18 protein-coding genes are annotated in these 16,676 nt (G+C 37.1%); 1 reads left to right on the top strand and 17 read right to left on the bottom strand.

The window, feature by feature from the left end:
• Positions 1-1,018 precede the first annotated feature (1,018 nt).
• From virB11 to V4P57_RS07845, 17 genes are all read right to left on the bottom strand, one after another.
• Entirely contained in the window at positions 1,019-2,080 is a 1,062-nt protein-coding gene (gene virB11, locus V4P57_RS07925) for a P-type DNA transfer ATPase VirB11 (protein WP_455465989.1), read from the bottom strand.
• Positions 2,055-3,212 carry a type IV secretion system protein VirB10 gene (gene virB10 / locus V4P57_RS07920; protein WP_455465988.1) on the bottom strand — a complete coding sequence of 386 codons (1,158 nt, stop codon included), beginning with the start codon at positions 3,210-3,212 and terminating at the stop codon, positions 2,055-2,057. The genes virB11 and virB10 overlap by 26 nt, the downstream gene beginning before the upstream one ends.
• Complete coding sequence (virB9, locus tag V4P57_RS07915) at positions 3,212-4,018, bottom strand: P-type conjugative transfer protein VirB9 (protein WP_455465987.1); 807 nt, start codon at positions 4,016-4,018, stop codon at positions 3,212-3,214. Before virB9 ends, virB10 begins: the two co-directional genes overlap by 1 nt.
• Before the next feature lie 13 nt (positions 4,019-4,031).
• On the bottom strand, positions 4,032-4,730 hold the full coding sequence (locus V4P57_RS07910) for a virB8 family protein (protein ID WP_455465986.1): 699 nt from the start codon (positions 4,728-4,730) through the stop codon (positions 4,032-4,034).
• Positions 4,727-4,870 carry a lipoprotein gene (locus tag V4P57_RS07905; RefSeq protein WP_455465984.1) on the bottom strand — a complete coding sequence of 48 codons (144 nt, stop codon included), beginning with the start codon at positions 4,868-4,870 and terminating at the stop codon, positions 4,727-4,729. The genes V4P57_RS07910 and V4P57_RS07905 overlap by 4 nt, the downstream gene beginning before the upstream one ends.
• Before the next feature lie 188 nt (positions 4,871-5,058).
• Positions 5,059-5,949, bottom strand: coding sequence for a type IV secretion system protein (locus V4P57_RS07900; protein WP_455465983.1), 891 nt, complete (start codon positions 5,947-5,949; stop codon positions 5,059-5,061).
• 239 nt (positions 5,950-6,188) lie between these two features.
• Positions 6,189-7,082, bottom strand: coding sequence for a type IV secretion system protein (locus tag V4P57_RS07895; RefSeq protein WP_455465985.1), 894 nt, complete (start codon positions 7,080-7,082; stop codon positions 6,189-6,191).
• A gap of 164 nt (positions 7,083-7,246) precedes the next feature.
• A complete protein-coding gene (locus tag V4P57_RS07890; protein ID WP_455465984.1) occupies positions 7,247-7,390 on the bottom strand; it encodes a lipoprotein in 144 nt (47 codons plus the stop codon).
• A gap of 188 nt (positions 7,391-7,578) precedes the next feature.
• Positions 7,579-8,469 (bottom strand): type IV secretion system protein, encoded by an 891-nt coding sequence (locus V4P57_RS07885; protein WP_455465983.1) that lies wholly within the window; start codon positions 8,467-8,469, stop codon positions 7,579-7,581.
• Positions 8,470-8,708: 239 nt separating this feature from the next.
• The gene (locus V4P57_RS07880) at positions 8,709-9,452 is read right to left on the bottom strand and encodes a type IV secretion system protein (protein ID WP_455465982.1); all 744 of its coding nucleotides are present in this window, start codon (positions 9,450-9,452) and stop codon (positions 8,709-8,711) included.
• Positions 9,449-11,920: a VirB4 family type IV secretion/conjugal transfer ATPase gene (locus V4P57_RS07875; protein WP_455465981.1), complete on the bottom strand. Its 2,472-nt coding sequence runs from the start codon at positions 11,918-11,920 to the stop codon at positions 9,449-9,451. The genes V4P57_RS07880 and V4P57_RS07875 overlap by 4 nt, the downstream gene beginning before the upstream one ends.
• Before the next feature lie 2 nt (positions 11,921-11,922).
• Complete coding sequence (locus V4P57_RS07870) at positions 11,923-12,231, bottom strand: type IV secretion system protein VirB3 (protein WP_455465980.1); 309 nt, start codon at positions 12,229-12,231, stop codon at positions 11,923-11,925.
• A 481-nt stretch (positions 12,232-12,712) separates the two neighbouring features.
• Positions 12,713-13,027, bottom strand: a complete 315-nt coding sequence (locus V4P57_RS07865; RefSeq protein ID WP_455465979.1) for a conjugal transfer protein — start codon at positions 13,025-13,027, stop codon at positions 12,713-12,715.
• Between the two features lie 157 nt (positions 13,028-13,184).
• Positions 13,185-13,505 carry a VirB2 family type IV secretion system major pilin TrwL gene (gene trwL, locus V4P57_RS07860; RefSeq protein ID WP_455465978.1) on the bottom strand — a complete coding sequence of 107 codons (321 nt, stop codon included), beginning with the start codon at positions 13,503-13,505 and terminating at the stop codon, positions 13,185-13,187.
• Positions 13,506-13,644: 139 nt separating this feature from the next.
• Entirely contained in the window at positions 13,645-13,956 is a 312-nt protein-coding gene (gene trwL, locus V4P57_RS07855) for a VirB2 family type IV secretion system major pilin TrwL (protein WP_455465977.1), read from the bottom strand.
• Entirely contained in the window at positions 13,922-14,218 is a 297-nt protein-coding gene (korA, locus tag V4P57_RS07850; protein WP_455465976.1) for a KorA family transcriptional regulator, read from the bottom strand. The genes trwL (V4P57_RS07855) and korA overlap by 35 nt, the downstream gene beginning before the upstream one ends.
• A gap of 127 nt (positions 14,219-14,345) precedes the next feature.
• Complete coding sequence (locus V4P57_RS07845) at positions 14,346-15,002, bottom strand: trwN protein (RefSeq protein ID WP_455465975.1); 657 nt, start codon at positions 15,000-15,002, stop codon at positions 14,346-14,348.
• Positions 15,003-15,724: 722 nt separating this feature from the next.
• Here V4P57_RS07845 and V4P57_RS07840 point away from each other — a divergent pair.
• Entirely contained in the window at positions 15,725-16,012 is a 288-nt protein-coding gene (locus tag V4P57_RS07840) for an H-NS histone family protein (RefSeq protein WP_455465974.1), read from the top strand.
• Positions 16,013-16,676 lie beyond the last annotated feature (664 nt).

Raw genomic sequence — 16,676 nt, 5'->3', positions numbered from 1 at the left:
TTCACAGACTTTTTAAAATTCTTCAAAGGATTTTCAAAGACCTTTTACAGACTTCTCTCATTTTTAGCACAAAATTCCGATTTTTGCTCTTTTTCGCTCTTTTGGGCAATTTTAGCTGTCAAAATCTAATTTTACAAAACGCGCATTTAATGGTAAAAATTGTACATAAAAACAACAAATTACCACCTATTCCTAACTAATCCCACCTCTTCCTACTTAGTACAAAACCTAGTGCCAAACTACAATTCTTTTGCATTTCTTCATGAAAAATAGAAATTTTTGCTGTAGTTTAGGTTTTTATTTTCTCACAATCTTTGGGTAGAGAAGTATAGGCTGTGTATGATTTTAGAGCAAAAGCCTACCTGTACAATCGTTCCTATGGTTAGGAAGTAACCTGCAATACTGCAAATTATGCTAAAGAAGAAGCAAAAAATGGGGTGAGTTATCATCAAGAATCAATAAAATCTGTTTCAAGATATTTTGTGATACAAGTTTGGTTTGCTGCAAAAAATAGAGTACGGTGCAAAAAAGACTTCAATGGCAATTGCTCGTAATGAAACGGTAATGAGGTGCAGCATGTTATATTATCCATTACCGAATTGAAAATGCAATTTGTTACTATTCAATCGGAACTTATAACGCATTAAGCTGTACACATTGATAAATTATATGAAGAAGTTATTTGATAGAAAAACATCTGTGTTGATGATTACAGAGTAGAACGTGGAATTTTGGAACGATAAGTTGTTATACCACAATCACTTGTGGTTTTGTGGTATGGGTATTGCACAGAAATTACGCTGATATGTAAATTAAGAGCTCTCTCTTTTGTTGAAATGTTTGTTGTGTAATGATTTTTCTTTGGAATTGTATCATCAATTTTTCGCCTTCTTTGTTATAAGAGCATGAAAGGTTCACCAGAAAAGTAAGCGGAGGTGGAAGCTTATTTCAAAAATTGATAAAAAGCCGCCACAAATTGCTGTGATTATTGTGACCTTTATGATACTGGTGGGTTCTTTTAAACTATCTTTGATTTAGAAAAAATTGGGTCGTAAAATACTTCAGAAAGTTTTCGATCTTTGAAGAACAATATCACATCCACTGTAGTGTAAAGTACTACCTTTATCATTTCCAATTCGAGTTGACGACCAACCTCTGATCTTTTGATCAATGTGGAACACCGTTCAAATGTTTGCAAAGCATTGTTGGCGTGTGTTGTTGTAATTGAACCAGGATGACCAGTGTTCAACGAGTTGAGATATTCCCACGCCTCATTACCACGCAGCTCAGCAAGAAAAATGCGGTCAGGTGATTGACGTAAACACGCATCCAGGCACTCATTAGCCGAAACACGACCGGCACCATTGCCATAAATCATATGTACACGGTTGGGATGATTGGGTAGAAAAAGCTCATGGACATCCTCAATCGTGATAATACGCTCTTCTACAGGCACATTTTCAATTAAGGAACGAGCAAATGTTGTTTTACCCGATCCTGTTTTGCCCGCGATGATGATGTTACGTTTATGAAGTACGCATTCTTTCAAAAACTCAAGAATATTTCCATCACGTTTGAGTTGCAGGAGTTGAACTTCAAATGGCTCTAATCGTGTGAAATCCTGTTTCAATAATAAGTTATTTGCTTCTTTTTCTGAAGGCTTATTAAAGCTTACATCGGTAAAGCCATCAAATACACCCTCATCGTTGAGTTCTTCTAGCGTTTTAACCGTAAGGGAATGTTTACGAATCATAAAGGATAGTGCACCATCGATAACAGCTGGTGTTTGTATAATTGTACCACGCTGTCCTCCAGGTAATCGCACGTAATTGATGCTTTTGGGAGCCATACCGTTATAAACAATAATAGCTGTGATAAGTGTCTGCAAAAAAGCAGTTGTTAATTCTGGTACGCTATGTACTTGCCAACCTACAAGGCTTTTTGCCCACACTTCACAAGGACGGCAGATTGATAATTCAGTGATTTTCGGATCTTCCAAGAAATGATCAAGTGGTTGCAGAAGTTGTGCAACTGCTTGATCTTTCTGTATCGGGTTAGCGTGTAACGAGGCTGTAGACATTACTGAAATCCAGATCACGAGCAACAAAAATATTCACTCTTTCACCTTGGTTTTTGTAAAGTGTTGGAACAATGTTGATAGAGTTTTGAAGGACGTCAGTCACTACCGATTCAGCATTCTGCACACCTTGAGATTGTGTTTTTTCTTTACTTTTTTGACCAATTTTGCCTTTTACCCACTCTCCCAAATCACCGATTATACTCACCATGATTGCACCACCGAACCGTTGCCAAAAATGTGTATCAATCCAACCACCGATGCCAGCTTCTCCAAGAGGGCCAGTACCGGGTGAGTCAAGATTAACAATAACACCAGAAGGCGTTTCAATACGCGACCATTGCACGAAGACACGCGCTTGTCCTTGTTGTAAGCCGCTTTGGTAAAAGCCAACAACTTTGGAACCACGGTCTAGTAAAACAACACGGCCACTCGTAGAATAAACATCACGCGTTAAATGACAGGTTGTCATTCCCGGTTGCGATGTAATGATTTTCGTTTCCAGTGTGCAATCCATTTGTGTTCCCTGCGTAATCAGGAGATCACGATTACGAAGCTGAACTGCGTGTGATTGATCTAAACGTATAGGTTGTAGGCTATTGAGTAATGCACCACTATTCCTATAATTGTAAGATGTATTATTTTTCGAATACTCTACAGCACCTTCACTACCACCGCTATTAAGGCTAGAATTTAACATACGCCTGCGCGCTAATTCTTCAGAATCCTTAACCAAATGTGGCGGAAGCGTTGTTTGAAGAAGTTTAGCCCAAGCCGCTGGAATCTCCTGTGTCGAATCTTCTGTTTGTGTTGGTTTTTCTATCTCTTCTACAATCTTCGGCTCTTCTATAATGCGAGGAGTATAGTGTGGTATAATTTGTTGCACTGTTTCTTGAGGTTTTTCCTCTTCCACCTCTACAATATTACGCATTTTTAAAGCTTTCCAGGTTAGAGCAATCGGTATAATGATTATGATAATAAATCCTATCATAAACAATATACGTGCGCCAGGAATCGTTGGACGGCGTTCTAAAATTAGTTCGGAGCTACCATATGCACCCTCAATGTGTTCCTGCTCGGTGTAATTTAGTTCCGCACCTTTATTGATGTCATCTCCTTTCTTATCGTCGAACATTATTTCTCTCCTTTATTGATGCGATGAACCACCGAAGATATCGTTCCAGTTGTATTTGGTATACCATTAGGGTCATAGGCTTCATTGAAAACGGCTAAAGCGCGTGTGCCAAGTCGTATAAGCCACTTAGGATTGATCTTATGAACAGCGATAATATCGTTGGAACTGCCTACAACAGTACGCGGTATTAAGCTTTCATTGCCTTCAGCATCTACTACGTAGACTGATGGCATATCCATGTTGGCGGAAAATTTAAAATAAGTAATGCGTCCATTGTCCCAAACATTTATCGGAGCAATATCTTGATTGCCGCTCATGGTATAATTGAGGTTATAACCTTTCACACCTTTGAGAAAACCACGCTCAATAGCAAGATGTTGATTATTTTCCTCTGGTTTTTGCGTATTCGCATCGGGATAATGGAAAGCTAATTCATAGGTGGAACCAGCACGGTCATTTCGAAACTGTAGTCGAAATTTGTAGCTACGTTTGTCAGTTACAACGATGAGATTCGTATTGGCAAGTTCTGCTTTAGGCTTAATAAAGATATGCCGTCCCTTATGCGCAAAGGCATAGGCATCCGAATCACCAAAGGCGTGGGTGATATACTGTTCGCCTTCTTCAAGAATGATATGTGTCGCTACACCGAGAACGGTTTCAATTTGAACCACATCATCCATGTTATACGTCACGTAGCGAATACGGTGATCATATTGTGAATTAGATGGGGTTTTAAGCGCTTGCACGGGTATCGTATAAAGAGAGGAAAACAAAGACAGTAGGGCAACGAACGCAAGTTTTTTCATAATAATCAATTCCTTAATTATTCAACAGTATTTCCGGGTCAGCACGGTAACTTGTCACTTGGAAACCAAGGGGATTAAGCAATCGATCAGATGATTTCATTGGCGCTCCAACATAGGTGTATCCGATTGTCGCGATCTGGTGTTGTTTTGCTCCAACTGCACCATTGCTATCATGTTGTTGTGTTGTAAAACGCACAGTCGCTTGACCACGTCCATTTGGTTGTATCGATCGTACTTTAACTGTGATGCGTGCTTTGTTGGAAAGCACTTTGTCACGCGCATTTTCACCTTCATAGATCTTATAAAATTCTTGCTGAACAGTTGGTGCGCTTAAAAGTGCTGCAGTATCATAGTTCAATTGAATGGTGTCGTAATCGTAAGTTTCACGGTTAAGGACATACTGGTTGAGCCAGTACCTATCTACAACTTCACCATAACTGGTTTCATGTTCGCGTATTACAGAAATTACATCAACCGCGCCAGTTGTATTATCAACACGTAACACCAAGGGAGCGGGAGCTGGTTGGGAAAAACCGACAACTCCGCACATCATACCAAACAACCCAAAAATTCCAACGACGCTCGCTACACGCCATGCCGTCCTGCGTGATCTTACAAACTCATCTATGAGTTCACGTTCCAAACCTCGACTTTCTTCATAATAACTATTAAGTCGTTCGGCTTTTATTGGTTTAGCTTGTTTTTTTTTCATATTGTTCCTCGCTGAATTTCGGCAGGAATTGTTTTATTAATAGGCACGCGGTTCCAGCCACTTGGTTGCTTTAGTTTTGGCGCTAATGCACAAGCCGATAAAAGACCGGCAATCAAAATTGTAAAAATGATCTTTTTCATTTTAATATTCATCTTTTATAATTGTAACATACTCCCATAACATTTTTTTATCATTATTTCAATTTTGATTATAAAATAAAAAGTATATAGTTTGCTGTTATCTCTCTTTTTTTAATTTTGTTACTTTATTTACGGCAATATTCAACGGTGGTGTAGATACTTTCCACCGCATAACAAAGACATTTTGGCTATTTAGCCATACGGCTTCTGCGAGGAGTATTACTTCCTACAGCATTTAATTTCCAAAGATGTCCAAAGGTAATGCCTTTTGCCAAAGCACTAGCAGCACTTGATAGTTTAAATAACAGTACAATAGAGATAATGGACAAGATGAGAGCACCGCCAAGTGCATAACCTACATTCTGTCTTCCATCAAATTTCAGTTCAGACATATAACTTTCAAAGATGCTCATCATCAGGCTGAATATAGTGACTATCAACACAATGAAAATTATATAGCCTAGGATTTGAGCTATCCATTGTTCGAAAAAGCGATAGGTTGGTTGCCAGAGCAGAGCAATGATAAAGAGTGGCCCAAGTCCGACAAGAAGTATAAGCACGACTTTTGCTAGCAAGATGAATGCGCCGCTGATTGCCACAAGAAAACTTGTTGCCAACAAGATGAGGATACCGAAGAGACCGTAAAGAAGCCCATCAGCATCCAAGAAAGCAGCTTCTTCAAAAGCGTCACTTGCATATTTGAATCCTACTCTTGCGACATTATCAATAAAACCGGCGAATTGGTTGCTATTTCTAATCTGTGGATTTTGTATGAGTGTATCTATAAGTTGATTAGGCATTTCCGTTATCAAATTTGCAATTTTATTTTGATAAAGCCCTGCAGTTAGTGCTATTGAAACAATAATGCTTATACGCAGGCAACGGCTCAAGAACCCAGAGATTGGCATATCTATTGCACCACGGATAATGAGCCATCCATATACCATAAAGGCAATGGTGAGGCCGATTGATACGATCGGTGTAATTGCAACAATCGCTTTTGAGGAAGTGTCTGTAACATAGGTTTTTGTCGCTATGTCAATTGCATTGAACAATTGCGTGAACATTTTAAAGTCCATAATATTCCTCTTTAGCGAATTTTCAATTTTTTATTATCTTTGAAATACGGATGCATATTATATGATTTATAGCACATTTATGCACTCTGCTATCGGCACTTCTCATCGGAATCGTTTGCAAGTGGATCAAATTTTTCCTGTATTTCCTCCAACTTTTAAGATTACACTGGATATTATGCATCGAATTTTATTTCCATGAGCACAAAGGACTGATAACACAAAAAATTGTGATAAAAACTTCAGCGAATAGGTCGTATAGTTGGCATTGTTTTATTCTCACTTGACAGAATTTTTAGATTTCGTTTCTGTTTCTGCTGTTTGATAAGTTCTTGCTCAGCATTGCGTAAATGTGCAATCATTTGTAATTTCGTAGTTTCATTCTGAATCATGGCTAGCATACCCTTAATGTGTGCTTGCAGTTCGGCAATGCTTTTTAGGTCTTCCATTTTACCGACATTCATCAATAACTGCACGATCTGATCAAAGCGCTGTTCTGTTTCTTGAAAAGTCCGCAGACTTACGGCTTTATCAACTATTGCTGCATATTGGCTGCGCACGCTAAGAGAACCGCGTGTTTCACGCAAGTCAGATACACGATAATCTTCCTCTGCGATGATTTGATCGATTAATTCAGGAATTCGTTTGGAAATATATGACTTTTTACTTTTATCGTAGATGAATTGTGGTCCAGTTAAAAACCAACTGCTATCACTTTTTGGTACAATGGGAATTGTCCGAAGACCTGTTATAGAATTATATATTTTGCGTCCGAAATCTTCACCCTGCGTATCAGAGTTTTGTTTGGATACTGGTGACTGCAAATTTACAACACCATTTTGATTTTCGGGGACGTATTGCAGATTTCCTTGCTGATCATACGACGAAATATCCGCCCAAAATCTATCTATTATTTCTTTACTAACTTCCTCATGATTTAACAATCTGCCATAGTTTTCTTTGGTTTGCAATGAATTTTTTATTTCATCATACATTATTTTATCAAATTGACCTGAATTGTATTTTTGCTTTATTGAATTTATTAAATCATTTCGTGCTTGATTCGAATTTTTCGATACCGCACACGATGTTCCAAGAATTACACTCATTACTGCTGTAATAATCAGCTTTTTCATGTTCAATTCCTTTTAGTTTGCACATACTACAGAAAAATCGATAATTATATTGCTTAATTACCGGTGATCTCACAAACTCATCTATGAGTTCACGTTCCAAACCTCGACTTTCTTCATAATAACTATTAAGTCGTTCGGCTTTTATTGGTTTAGCTTGTTTTTTTTCATATTGTTCCTCGCTGAATTTCGGCAGGAATTGTTTTATTAATAGGCACGCGGTTCCAGCCACTTGGTTGCTTTAGTTTTGGCGCTAATGCACAAGCCGATAAAAGACCGGCAATCAAAATTGTAAAAATGATCTTTTTCATTTTAATATTCATCTTTTATAATTGTAACATACTCCCATAACATTTTTTTATCATTATTTCAATTTTGATTATAAAATAAAAAGTATATAGTTTGCTGTTATCTCTCTTTTTTTAATTTTGTTACTTTATTTACGGCAATATTCAACGGTGGTGTAGATACTTTCCACCGCATAACAAAGACATTTTGGCTATTTAGCCATACGGCTTCTGCGAGGAGTATTACTTCCTACAGCATTTAATTTCCAAAGATGTCCAAAGGTAATGCCTTTTGCCAAAGCACTAGCAGCACTTGATAGTTTAAATAACAGTACAATAGAGATAATGGACAAGATGAGAGCACCGCCAAGTGCATAACCTACATTCTGTCTTCCATCAAATTTCAGTTCAGACATATAACTTTCAAAGATGCTCATCATCAGGCTGAATATAGTGACTATCAACACAATGAAAATTATATAGCCTAGGATTTGAGCTATCCATTGTTCGAAAAAGCGATAGGTTGGTTGCCAGAGCAGAGCAATGATAAAGAGTGGCCCAAGTCCGACAAGAAGTATAAGCACGACTTTTGCTAGCAAGATGAATGCGCCGCTGATTGCCACAAGAAAACTTGTTGCCAACAAGATGAGGATACCGAAGAGACCGTAAAGAAGCCCATCAGCATCCAAGAAAGCAGCTTCTTCAAAAGCGTCACTTGCATATTTGAATCCTACTCTTGCGACATTATCAATAAAACCGGCGAATTGGTTGCTATTTCTAATCTGTGGATTTTGTATGAGTGTATCTATAAGTTGATTAGGCATTTCCGTTATCAAATTTGCAATTTTATTTTGATAAAGCCCTGCAGTTAGTGCTATTGAAACAATAATGCTTATACGCAGGCAACGGCTCAAGAACCCAGAGATTGGCATATCTATTGCACCACGGATAATGAGCCATCCATATACCATAAAGGCAATGGTGAGGCCGATTGATACGATCGGTGTAATTGCAACAATCGCTTTTGAGGAAGTGTCTGTAACATAGGTTTTTGTCGCTATGTCAATTGCATTGAACAATTGCGTGAACATTTTAAAGTCCATAATATTCCTCTTTAGCGAATTTTCAATTTTTTATTATCTTTGAAATACGGATGCATATTATATGATTTATAGCACATTTATGCACTCTGCTATCGGCACTTCTCATCGGAATCGTTTGCAAGTGGATCAAATTTTTCCTGTATTTCCTCCAACTTTTAAGATTACACTGGATATTATGCATCGAATTTTATTTCCATGAGCACAAAGGACTGATAACACAAAAAATTGTGATAAAAACTTCAGCGAATAGGTCGTATAGTTGGCATTGTTTTATTCTCACTTGACAGAATTTTTAGATTTCGTTTCTGTTTTTGCTGTTTGATAAGTTCTTGCTCAGTGTTGCGTGAATGTGCAATCATTTGTAATTTCGTAGTTTCATTCTGAATCATGGCTAGCATACCCTTAATGCGTGCTTGTAATTCAGCAATGCTTTTCAGATCATTCGCTTCATCGATTTTATTTAATAATACTAAAATATGATTTAAACGAGCTTCTGTGTTTTCAAAAGCCTTCAAACTTACATCCCTATTTATAGCTGTTGTATATAATATGCGTTTTTCAATAGATTTACGCATATCACTGACAGATCCTATCAGACTTTCTTTTTGCTGCATGTCTGTGAGTGATGCCGATATTTCTGAACGTTTTTCTTTATTATAGATCGATTTTGGATCTTTGAGAAAAAAACTAGAATAGTTTACTTTCTCAATATTTAATTTCCCTTTTCCCGTTATAGAATCGTAAGTTTCTTTTGTTTTTTCGATATGCTCTTTGTGTAACTTAAGCTGTTGTTTTATTAAATTAATGATTTCTACATAGTGTTTTGGCATAGAAGGCTTTTGGGGTGAACCCCAGAAATTAGGCCACCCTGTTGGAACTGCTGCACCTAAATCTGCAGCTCCCGCTCCCCACGTCCAAGCTTTTACTGAGTTTGTTGTCCCTAAAGTTACTACTAATACTATTGCAATGATTACTCTTTTCATACTTCCCTCCTATCTTTTTTTACATGTTGCAAAAAAATTGGTAACCATACTTCAGGATCATTGCCTACTTCGGCGATGATGCTTTCAACCAATTCTGCATTGTCAGGTGTGCCTGATAACACCAAGAGTTCATCACTAAAGTCGTGTTCGATGGTTTCTCCATCGATTTTTACATGGAATTTACCGAGATTTAGCTCTGCAAGCGCGGATTGGTCACCCTGCTTGATGAGGAACTGGCGACTAAATTCACCAAGTCCTTTGATCAGTTCAAATTCAGCGTCTGTTAATTTAAAGCCTTCTGTGTAATCCTCATAATTTGCTTTGGGATTAGCTAGAAAAATGTAGGTTGCACATTGCTGAATGAGTGTCTTGGCAATATTGCTTTCTAGGGTATCACTGGGCTCTTGTGTAGCGTAAACAAAAATACCATTTTGTTTACGGATAGTTTTTTGTTTGTTCTTTGCCAAATCTTCAAAGTACGGATCTTGCAAAGATTTCCAAAACTCATCAAAGATATACATAAACCGTTGACCACTAATCATTCCTTCCGTGCGATAAAGCAAATACATCATAACAGGAGTACGAGTCTCTGGGTTATCTAAGAATTCGGTAATATCAAATCCGTAAATTTGATGTGTCGAGAGGTTGAGTGCATCATGGGGATTATCAAATAACCATCCATAATCACCACCTTCACACCATTTTATCAAGCGAGCGTGAACAGATGGATGTGCACTATAATCACTTAAGTGCGGATTTGGCAAAAATTGCACCAGAAAAGACAAGCGACGCAGTGATTTGTCAATGCTGCTACTCATAATAGATATGATGGCTTGATTAATTTCCTCTTCGTCGTGGTGCGTGACTTCACCACCAATTTCCACCAATTTTTTAACAAATTGTTTCAGAAAAATCAGATTGTCTTGTGTGGGGGGAAGTTGGAACGGGTTAAAACCACTTGGCCTACCAGCTCTAAATGACAGATATTGACCACCCATCGCCCGAATGGCAATTTCCATGCCGCGATCTTTGTCAAAAACAACAGTTGTCGGTTTGAATTTTTGCGCCTGTGCTAACAGAAATCCAAGCAGTACAGTTTTACCAGAACCAGATTGTCCAATGAGTGCGGTATTACCGAGCAATCGCTTGTTCGTTGAGTCTTCTTCAAGTTTGGAGGCATGAAAATTGAAATAAAGCGGCGTTTTACTTGTTGTCTTAAAAATTGTAACTGCTGGCCCCCATGGATTTCCAGTTGGTTTACCTGACATAAAATTATGAAAGGATGAGAATGACAAAAAATTCAATGATGTAATTGGTGCGGGGCGTGGTCGCCATTTCCAATTTCCGGGAAGTTGTGCCCAATAACCGGCCTCTATGGCCAAATCTACGGGCTTTGGCAATACTGCAACATCCAACATAGCTGCACTTGCTTTTGCCATATGGTCGCGAACTTGCTGAATTGTGTCTCCATAGATGGTTAATGTACAATGATGTTCACCCATGACAAAATGCCCGCTTACAAGCTGATTCAGTGCTTCGTCAATTTGCTCAATTTGGCTTGTTGCAACATCGCGAGCATCGATAAGGTTACGCTGATGTCGCTGCAAATAATCCTTAGCAGCATGTCGTGAGAGTACAGAAAAACTCTGTGTCAATACGAATTCAAAATCACTTTCCAGCAAAACATTCAATTGGCCTGGTTTTGTTGTTGCGTCGTATTCCTTAACTTCCATCATTCCAAATCGACGTATTCCACTGGTTGTACGTAGTTCACCAAAAGCACCCCATTTTGAGAAAAAAGGTCGATTGACAGATATATAGTCAGAAAAACGGTCGTAACAAATCGGCATAGGTCGATATTCGCCATTGACAAGCATTCCGAGAAATTCAAGCGCAGAAGAATAAGCATGACCATTTTTTTCATAAGTACCAAGAAGTTCCGCACCGTAACGTTTAAATGATACACCTAAGGTACGGTTGATATCATTGAGAGCTTTGATACATGATTCTTGCCGCATCTTTTTTTGATCGAGCGTCTCACGTTCATGCTGAGAAAAAAATGACATAATTCTATCAGCTACCGGTTGAAAAACGATGGTCAAATAGAGATCATTAACCATCAGGTTATAACCAGTAAAGCTTTGCCGGTATTTTTCATCAAGTTGGTGGCAAAACATTTTATCAAATGTTGAAGCAGGATATTCATAAACACGGCGGCGCACAATATGTGTCCACAACGATAAATTAGCTGATGCAATACCACGTAGAGTGTTGTTTAGCTCCGTAGTCCACTGAAAAATATCTTCTTCTGAAGCACTTTGATGTGAACGTCCATCAATTTTCCAAATCGATAAATATTCCGCGTTTTTAGTAGAAATAATTGTATCTGTAATATGGTGTGAATAGGGTATAAACAGGCTTACCGGCGTCTCTGATACAAGACGCTTGTTGCTCTCAACAGCCGTCATACTTATCTCCTTTTACGGTAGTTAGAGGGGCTGTAACTTGATGCACCCCAAAAGCTCTTATTGCGGTTGCGGAATTTACTATCGATCCACAACCACCAAATTCGAAATGCTTTATCATCATTTTTGGTAATTTGCGCCATAATGAACCAGAGTGGTGGTGCAATCATCCATAGAAAGATACTTACCGTCATGGCGATGGCAGCTACACTCACAGTCATAATTATAAGCGGCATCATTGGGACACCCCAAATTGTCGGAACACGAGTCGCTCCTTTAAATAAGGGAAATGTTTTATGTTTTTGTGGTTTCATTATGAACTCCAATTAAGTGATGTAAAACAATATCCTGCTAATATAAAATGCTGCACTAGCTATGATAACACTGAACGCCCATCGTAAGAATGTGGCTTTTGTGATGAAATTAAATGCATAAATAAGCAGTAGAAATAAAAGAATAACAGCACCAACAATAGGAATAATCATACTGAGCCCATATTGCAAACCTATGAGAACATTTATCTTATTCATTTTTTCTTGGGCATATGTATGCTGAATCATTAGAAACATAATCAAAAATGCTAAACCAGTCCTGATTTTGCCGCTAACTTTTATCTGAAGAGTATTGGAGCATTTCATATCTTTATTCTCATTGTTCTTGAAATTGTCATAAACGATGTCCATTCATTCGCAGCATAAACGAAAATTACCATTAGTATGTCTACGATAGGACGCTATAAAAGATGTTATTTTAAACATTTTGTTATCCATCATTTGCAATAAGTAACAACTAGAATTAAATCATGCGCTGTCGGAATGGACTGCAAAGTCTGCAATAACGACGCAGACTTACCCATCGTACCATATCTCTATTTGATAGAACTTTGATAGAGCATCCTGCGTAACCAATTGCCAAACCAAAAAATATTATAGTAGCGGCAAGAGGGATGGTTACAGAGATTTCTATTTGCAGAGCATCTAGTACTTTTTTAGCGTTCTCTAAGATTCTCGAAGCAAATAGAGAATTAGTCATAACAAACATAACAACAACCGCAACAATTATCTTATCCTTGTTGTCATTTTTTGATTGGAAATTATCTAACCATCCCATATTGTGTAATCCCATTAGATTTAACTGACACAAATAGCTTTTTCTACAAGACAAGAAACACTTTTATTGATTAGCAAAATTAATAGAAAAAAGCCTTCTCTTCGCATAGAAAAAGCACTCTACGCTAAATAGTTCTACATCTCATTCTCAGTTACCTTTAAGTGTTACCCTTAAACAACAAATTGGCAATTTCAACTGCAGAGCCCGCAATGACAACACCAATTGCCCACCGTACAAATGTATCTTTTTCGATATAACGCCCTGCGTAACCAATTGCTAAGCACAAAAGGATTACAGCAGCGGCAACAGGAATAATCAAGTTCAATTCACCCCTAAATTTTTCTAAAATATTTTTTACTTTTTCCAATTTTTCCGCTTGAGCATATACAGGATGAGCCATAAAAAACACAACTGCCATTGCGATAGTTCTTATGAATCTATCACTAATTATCACTCCAAAAGTATTTAATTTTTTCATATTATTTACCCTAATTCAGATTATAATTAGCACGAATAACCTTCTTTTCCCGATGCAAGCAGAATCTTCGTTGATATATACAACAACAATAAAATTCAGGTTTATCTTCTCGCACGGCTTTCTTTATGATTGATTCTCATTAACTAAGTAAAAGATTTGCAATTTCAGCTGCCGACCCCGCAATGACAACGCCAATTGCCCACCGTACAAAAGTATCTTTTTCAATATAACGTCCTGCGTAACCAATTGCTAAGCACAAGAGGATTACAGTAGCAGCAACAGGAATAATTGTACCCAACTCTGTTTTGAATTTTTCTAAAATACCTTTCGCTTTAGTTAAATTCTGTGCTTGAGCACATACAGGATGAGCCATAAAAAATACTGTTACGATCGTGCTAGCTGCAACGATCTTATTATTAACTGCTGTTCGAAGAATATTTAATCTTTTCATGTTTTTTGTCCTGATTAAGTTTAAAACTGCCATAAACAACACCTCTTTCATGAAGAAACTTAAAGAGATATTTCGGATCAGCCCAAGTTCTTAGTTTTCCTCTTTGCGTAAGAAGCGTATACTTATTGGGACTGCCAGTTATTGGGTCATCTGCAACAAACGTAAAGTACCACTCTCTTTCTGAACACATCACAACTGTAATTTCACGTGCTGCTTTCTGGTTAAATGCCATATCGACACTATTTTGTTCTATCATTTTCATTGTTTTTGCCCTTAATTAGAAAAAATCATTCAACCTTATACTAATTAGAGCTTTAACACTTCCTTATCTACCTTCCATTCTTGTATCCTATCAAAATCATAGTTGTAATCCGTAAATGCAGTAAGCACTATTCCTGTTTTTTTCCCAATGAAGAAGTGTCTTCTGCTGCGAAAGCATCACGAACACCGCTTGCCTTATGCGTAAACACATCCACTAATTCTTCCGAAGGGACGGAAAGATAATTCGTATCAATTTCTTGCTTTGACCTCTCTGCATGAAGCTTTACAGGCCCTTGCGATTTTTTATCTAAAAGCATAGGATCTTCCACTTGGACACGCGAAGTAACTTTCTGTACATAAGCATTCGTAAAATCACCTTTGAAATTTCCTGCGTTATAAGAACTTAACGCATCTTGTAAAGAAGTCCGTTCAGACCTGTATCTCGATGCTATTTGATTGTAACAACGTGCCAAAGCAGCTCTTATAATTTCAAGATTCTTACAAGGATCAAACACATTAGAGAAAAAGATACCAAACTGTTCCCGATTTTCGACATTAATTTGTCTCAAGTTTAAGTCAAAATTATGTCTATCTAGCTTAAACTGATCAGTTATGATGCTTGCTTCTTTAAACATAGATGCTCGATATGATAATCCACTATTATCATGCACATCTGTCACATAGATATCATCCTGTGTTCTTTGCACGATGACAGCCAAAAACGACATAAGATGTACGGTAAATGCACATAGAGCAGCAAACATCATAAAATTTTGAATAGTCATAAGCAACACACCCAATGATGAAAAATATTATTAATGTAGGTGTTGAGACCGCGCAATTTCTCCGACTGTTGCCCTATTATATCTCTGTAGATTCGCAAAATGAAATCGCTTAGCTTAGAATATTTTTTGCAATCATAGATTCGGCTTTTAACATACGCCAACACTAGACCAACTGGATAAATATGTGGAATTAAACCACAATCAATATTATAGTCATTATGTTTGCAAAAAGGGAAATTACTTCCAAATGGTAACCATTGCGAAGTAGCCACAGATATCAACGGTCTTGTGTAATTTTCCGATTGTCTAAACTTTTTAGGAGAATAGAAAGATGAAGCAAAAATTCGTTGCATAAGAAAGCATTTCTCACTGTTAGAATGAAACGCACTATCATTATACGGAGAGGGCTTGCTCTTTGTTACGTATTGCCATAATTTATAAAGTGACGATTTATATTCATTGCTGGCCGCTGTTTCATGGGATTCAGAGGAATGAGTGTCTTTTGCATTCCAATCACCACTTCCAACGATCCAATTGAAAAAGGATACGACCGTGACAACTGAGACACAAATAAACAGTTCCTCGTGGTTCAAAGCACATCTCCAGCAAAGTGATATATTCATCATAATTTTAATTTCGATAATAAATAGATAAAACTTGTATATAATTGTGTTTAAAATATGGCAAAGCATAATTCTTTTTTTGCAAGGGGAGTAATTAAGGTGAATGATCTCAAAAATATGAATTTTGATGAGTTACAAGAGATGCGTACCCAAATCGATGTGGAACTAAAAAAACGGCAAGCAAAAGAGAAGCAAAATGCACGGCGGAAAATTCTTGAAATCGCAAGTGCGCATGGAATTGATATAGCTGATCTTGTGAGCAAAGAGCGTCATTATAGAAATCCCAATAACCAATGGGAATTGTGGAATGGGCGTGGGCGTAGACCTAAATGGATTAAAGAATGGTTGGAGAATGGTTATACTCTTGAAGAACTAGAAGTAACTTAATACATATGCAATCTTTGCAAGGTCAAAAGAATAGCAAAAGATATGAACTTAAAAAGCGCCTTCTTTTGAGCCAGTTGGTGTATTAAAAGCTGCTATATTAAAGTGCTGGGTGATAAAATAAAGTTATAAAAAGCACATAAATCTACTCAAGCGCAAATAGTATATCACCATAATAGCCGGTACTCTTATTCTATTTGCCAGCTCAAAATATTGTATCTTCCTCCTATTAAGATGATGTATGAAAGCATTTTATTCTTTATCTCAAACAGTTTTGTTTATATGTTGTCCCCTCTTGTAACGTGCAAACGAATTGTTCTTATTGAATTATCATAAAAGGATTGAAATATACGAATTTTACTGTATTTGAGAGGCTCAACTCTATATGTAAAATTGATAAATTATCATTATCAATAAATATATTGCCAGATGCATGCCATTATGTTTTTGAAATACTGTTTTATTATTATTCTGGGGTTTTTATGAATTTAGATCCAGTCTTTCTCTTTTAAAATTACATAAATAAGGCATCAAATTTTATCTTTTTATTGTTTTTGTGCTTTTGATGAGGAAGTGTCTTGGAAAATAAATTTTTTATGGTTAATACTGGTATTAATATAATTTTTGATATATTTGAAGTGTTCATTACTCAGTTTGATTGCTTATA

It is taken from the genome of Bartonella sp. B39 (genome assembly GCF_053795145.1).
Note: the sequence above shows the minus strand (reverse complement) of the source record. Positions and strands in the feature narration are given on the sequence as shown.

Excerpts from the sequence above, each read along its gene's own strand:
- virB11 (WP_455465989.1), bottom strand. The coding sequence starts at position 2,080 with ATGTCTACAGCCTCGTTACACGCTAACCCGATACAGAAAGATCAAGCA.
- virB10 (WP_455465988.1), bottom strand. The coding sequence starts at position 3,212 with ATGTTCGACGATAAGAAAGGAGATGACATCAATAAAGGTGCGGAACTA.
- virB9 (WP_455465987.1), bottom strand. The coding sequence starts at position 4,018 with ATGAAAAAACTTGCGTTCGTTGCCCTACTGTCTTTGTTTTCCTCTCTT.
- V4P57_RS07910 (WP_455465986.1), bottom strand. The coding sequence starts at position 4,730 with ATGAAAAAAAAACAAGCTAAACCAATAAAAGCCGAACGACTTAATAGT.
- V4P57_RS07905 (WP_455465984.1), bottom strand. The coding sequence starts at position 4,870 with ATGAAAAAGATCATTTTTACAATTTTGATTGCCGGTCTTTTATCGGCT.
- V4P57_RS07900 (WP_455465983.1), bottom strand. The coding sequence starts at position 5,949 with ATGGACTTTAAAATGTTCACGCAATTGTTCAATGCAATTGACATAGCG.
- V4P57_RS07895 (WP_455465985.1), bottom strand. The coding sequence starts at position 7,082 with ATGAAAAAGCTGATTATTACAGCAGTAATGAGTGTAATTCTTGGAACA.
- V4P57_RS07890 (WP_455465984.1), bottom strand. The coding sequence starts at position 7,390 with ATGAAAAAGATCATTTTTACAATTTTGATTGCCGGTCTTTTATCGGCT.
- V4P57_RS07885 (WP_455465983.1), bottom strand. The coding sequence starts at position 8,469 with ATGGACTTTAAAATGTTCACGCAATTGTTCAATGCAATTGACATAGCG.
- V4P57_RS07880 (WP_455465982.1), bottom strand. The coding sequence starts at position 9,452 with ATGAAAAGAGTAATCATTGCAATAGTATTAGTAGTAACTTTAGGGACA.
- V4P57_RS07875 (WP_455465981.1), bottom strand. The coding sequence starts at position 11,920 with ATGACGGCTGTTGAGAGCAACAAGCGTCTTGTATCAGAGACGCCGGTA.
- V4P57_RS07870 (WP_455465980.1), bottom strand. The coding sequence starts at position 12,231 with ATGAAACCACAAAAACATAAAACATTTCCCTTATTTAAAGGAGCGACT.
- V4P57_RS07865 (WP_455465979.1), bottom strand. The coding sequence starts at position 13,027 with ATGGGATGGTTAGATAATTTCCAATCAAAAAATGACAACAAGGATAAG.
- trwL (WP_455465978.1), bottom strand. The coding sequence starts at position 13,505 with ATGAAAAAATTAAATACTTTTGGAGTGATAATTAGTGATAGATTCATA.
- trwL (WP_455465977.1), bottom strand. The coding sequence starts at position 13,956 with ATGAAAAGATTAAATATTCTTCGAACAGCAGTTAATAATAAGATCGTT.
- korA (WP_455465976.1), bottom strand. The coding sequence starts at position 14,218 with ATGAAAATGATAGAACAAAATAGTGTCGATATGGCATTTAACCAGAAA.
- V4P57_RS07845 (WP_455465975.1), bottom strand. The coding sequence starts at position 15,002 with ATGACTATTCAAAATTTTATGATGTTTGCTGCTCTATGTGCATTTACC.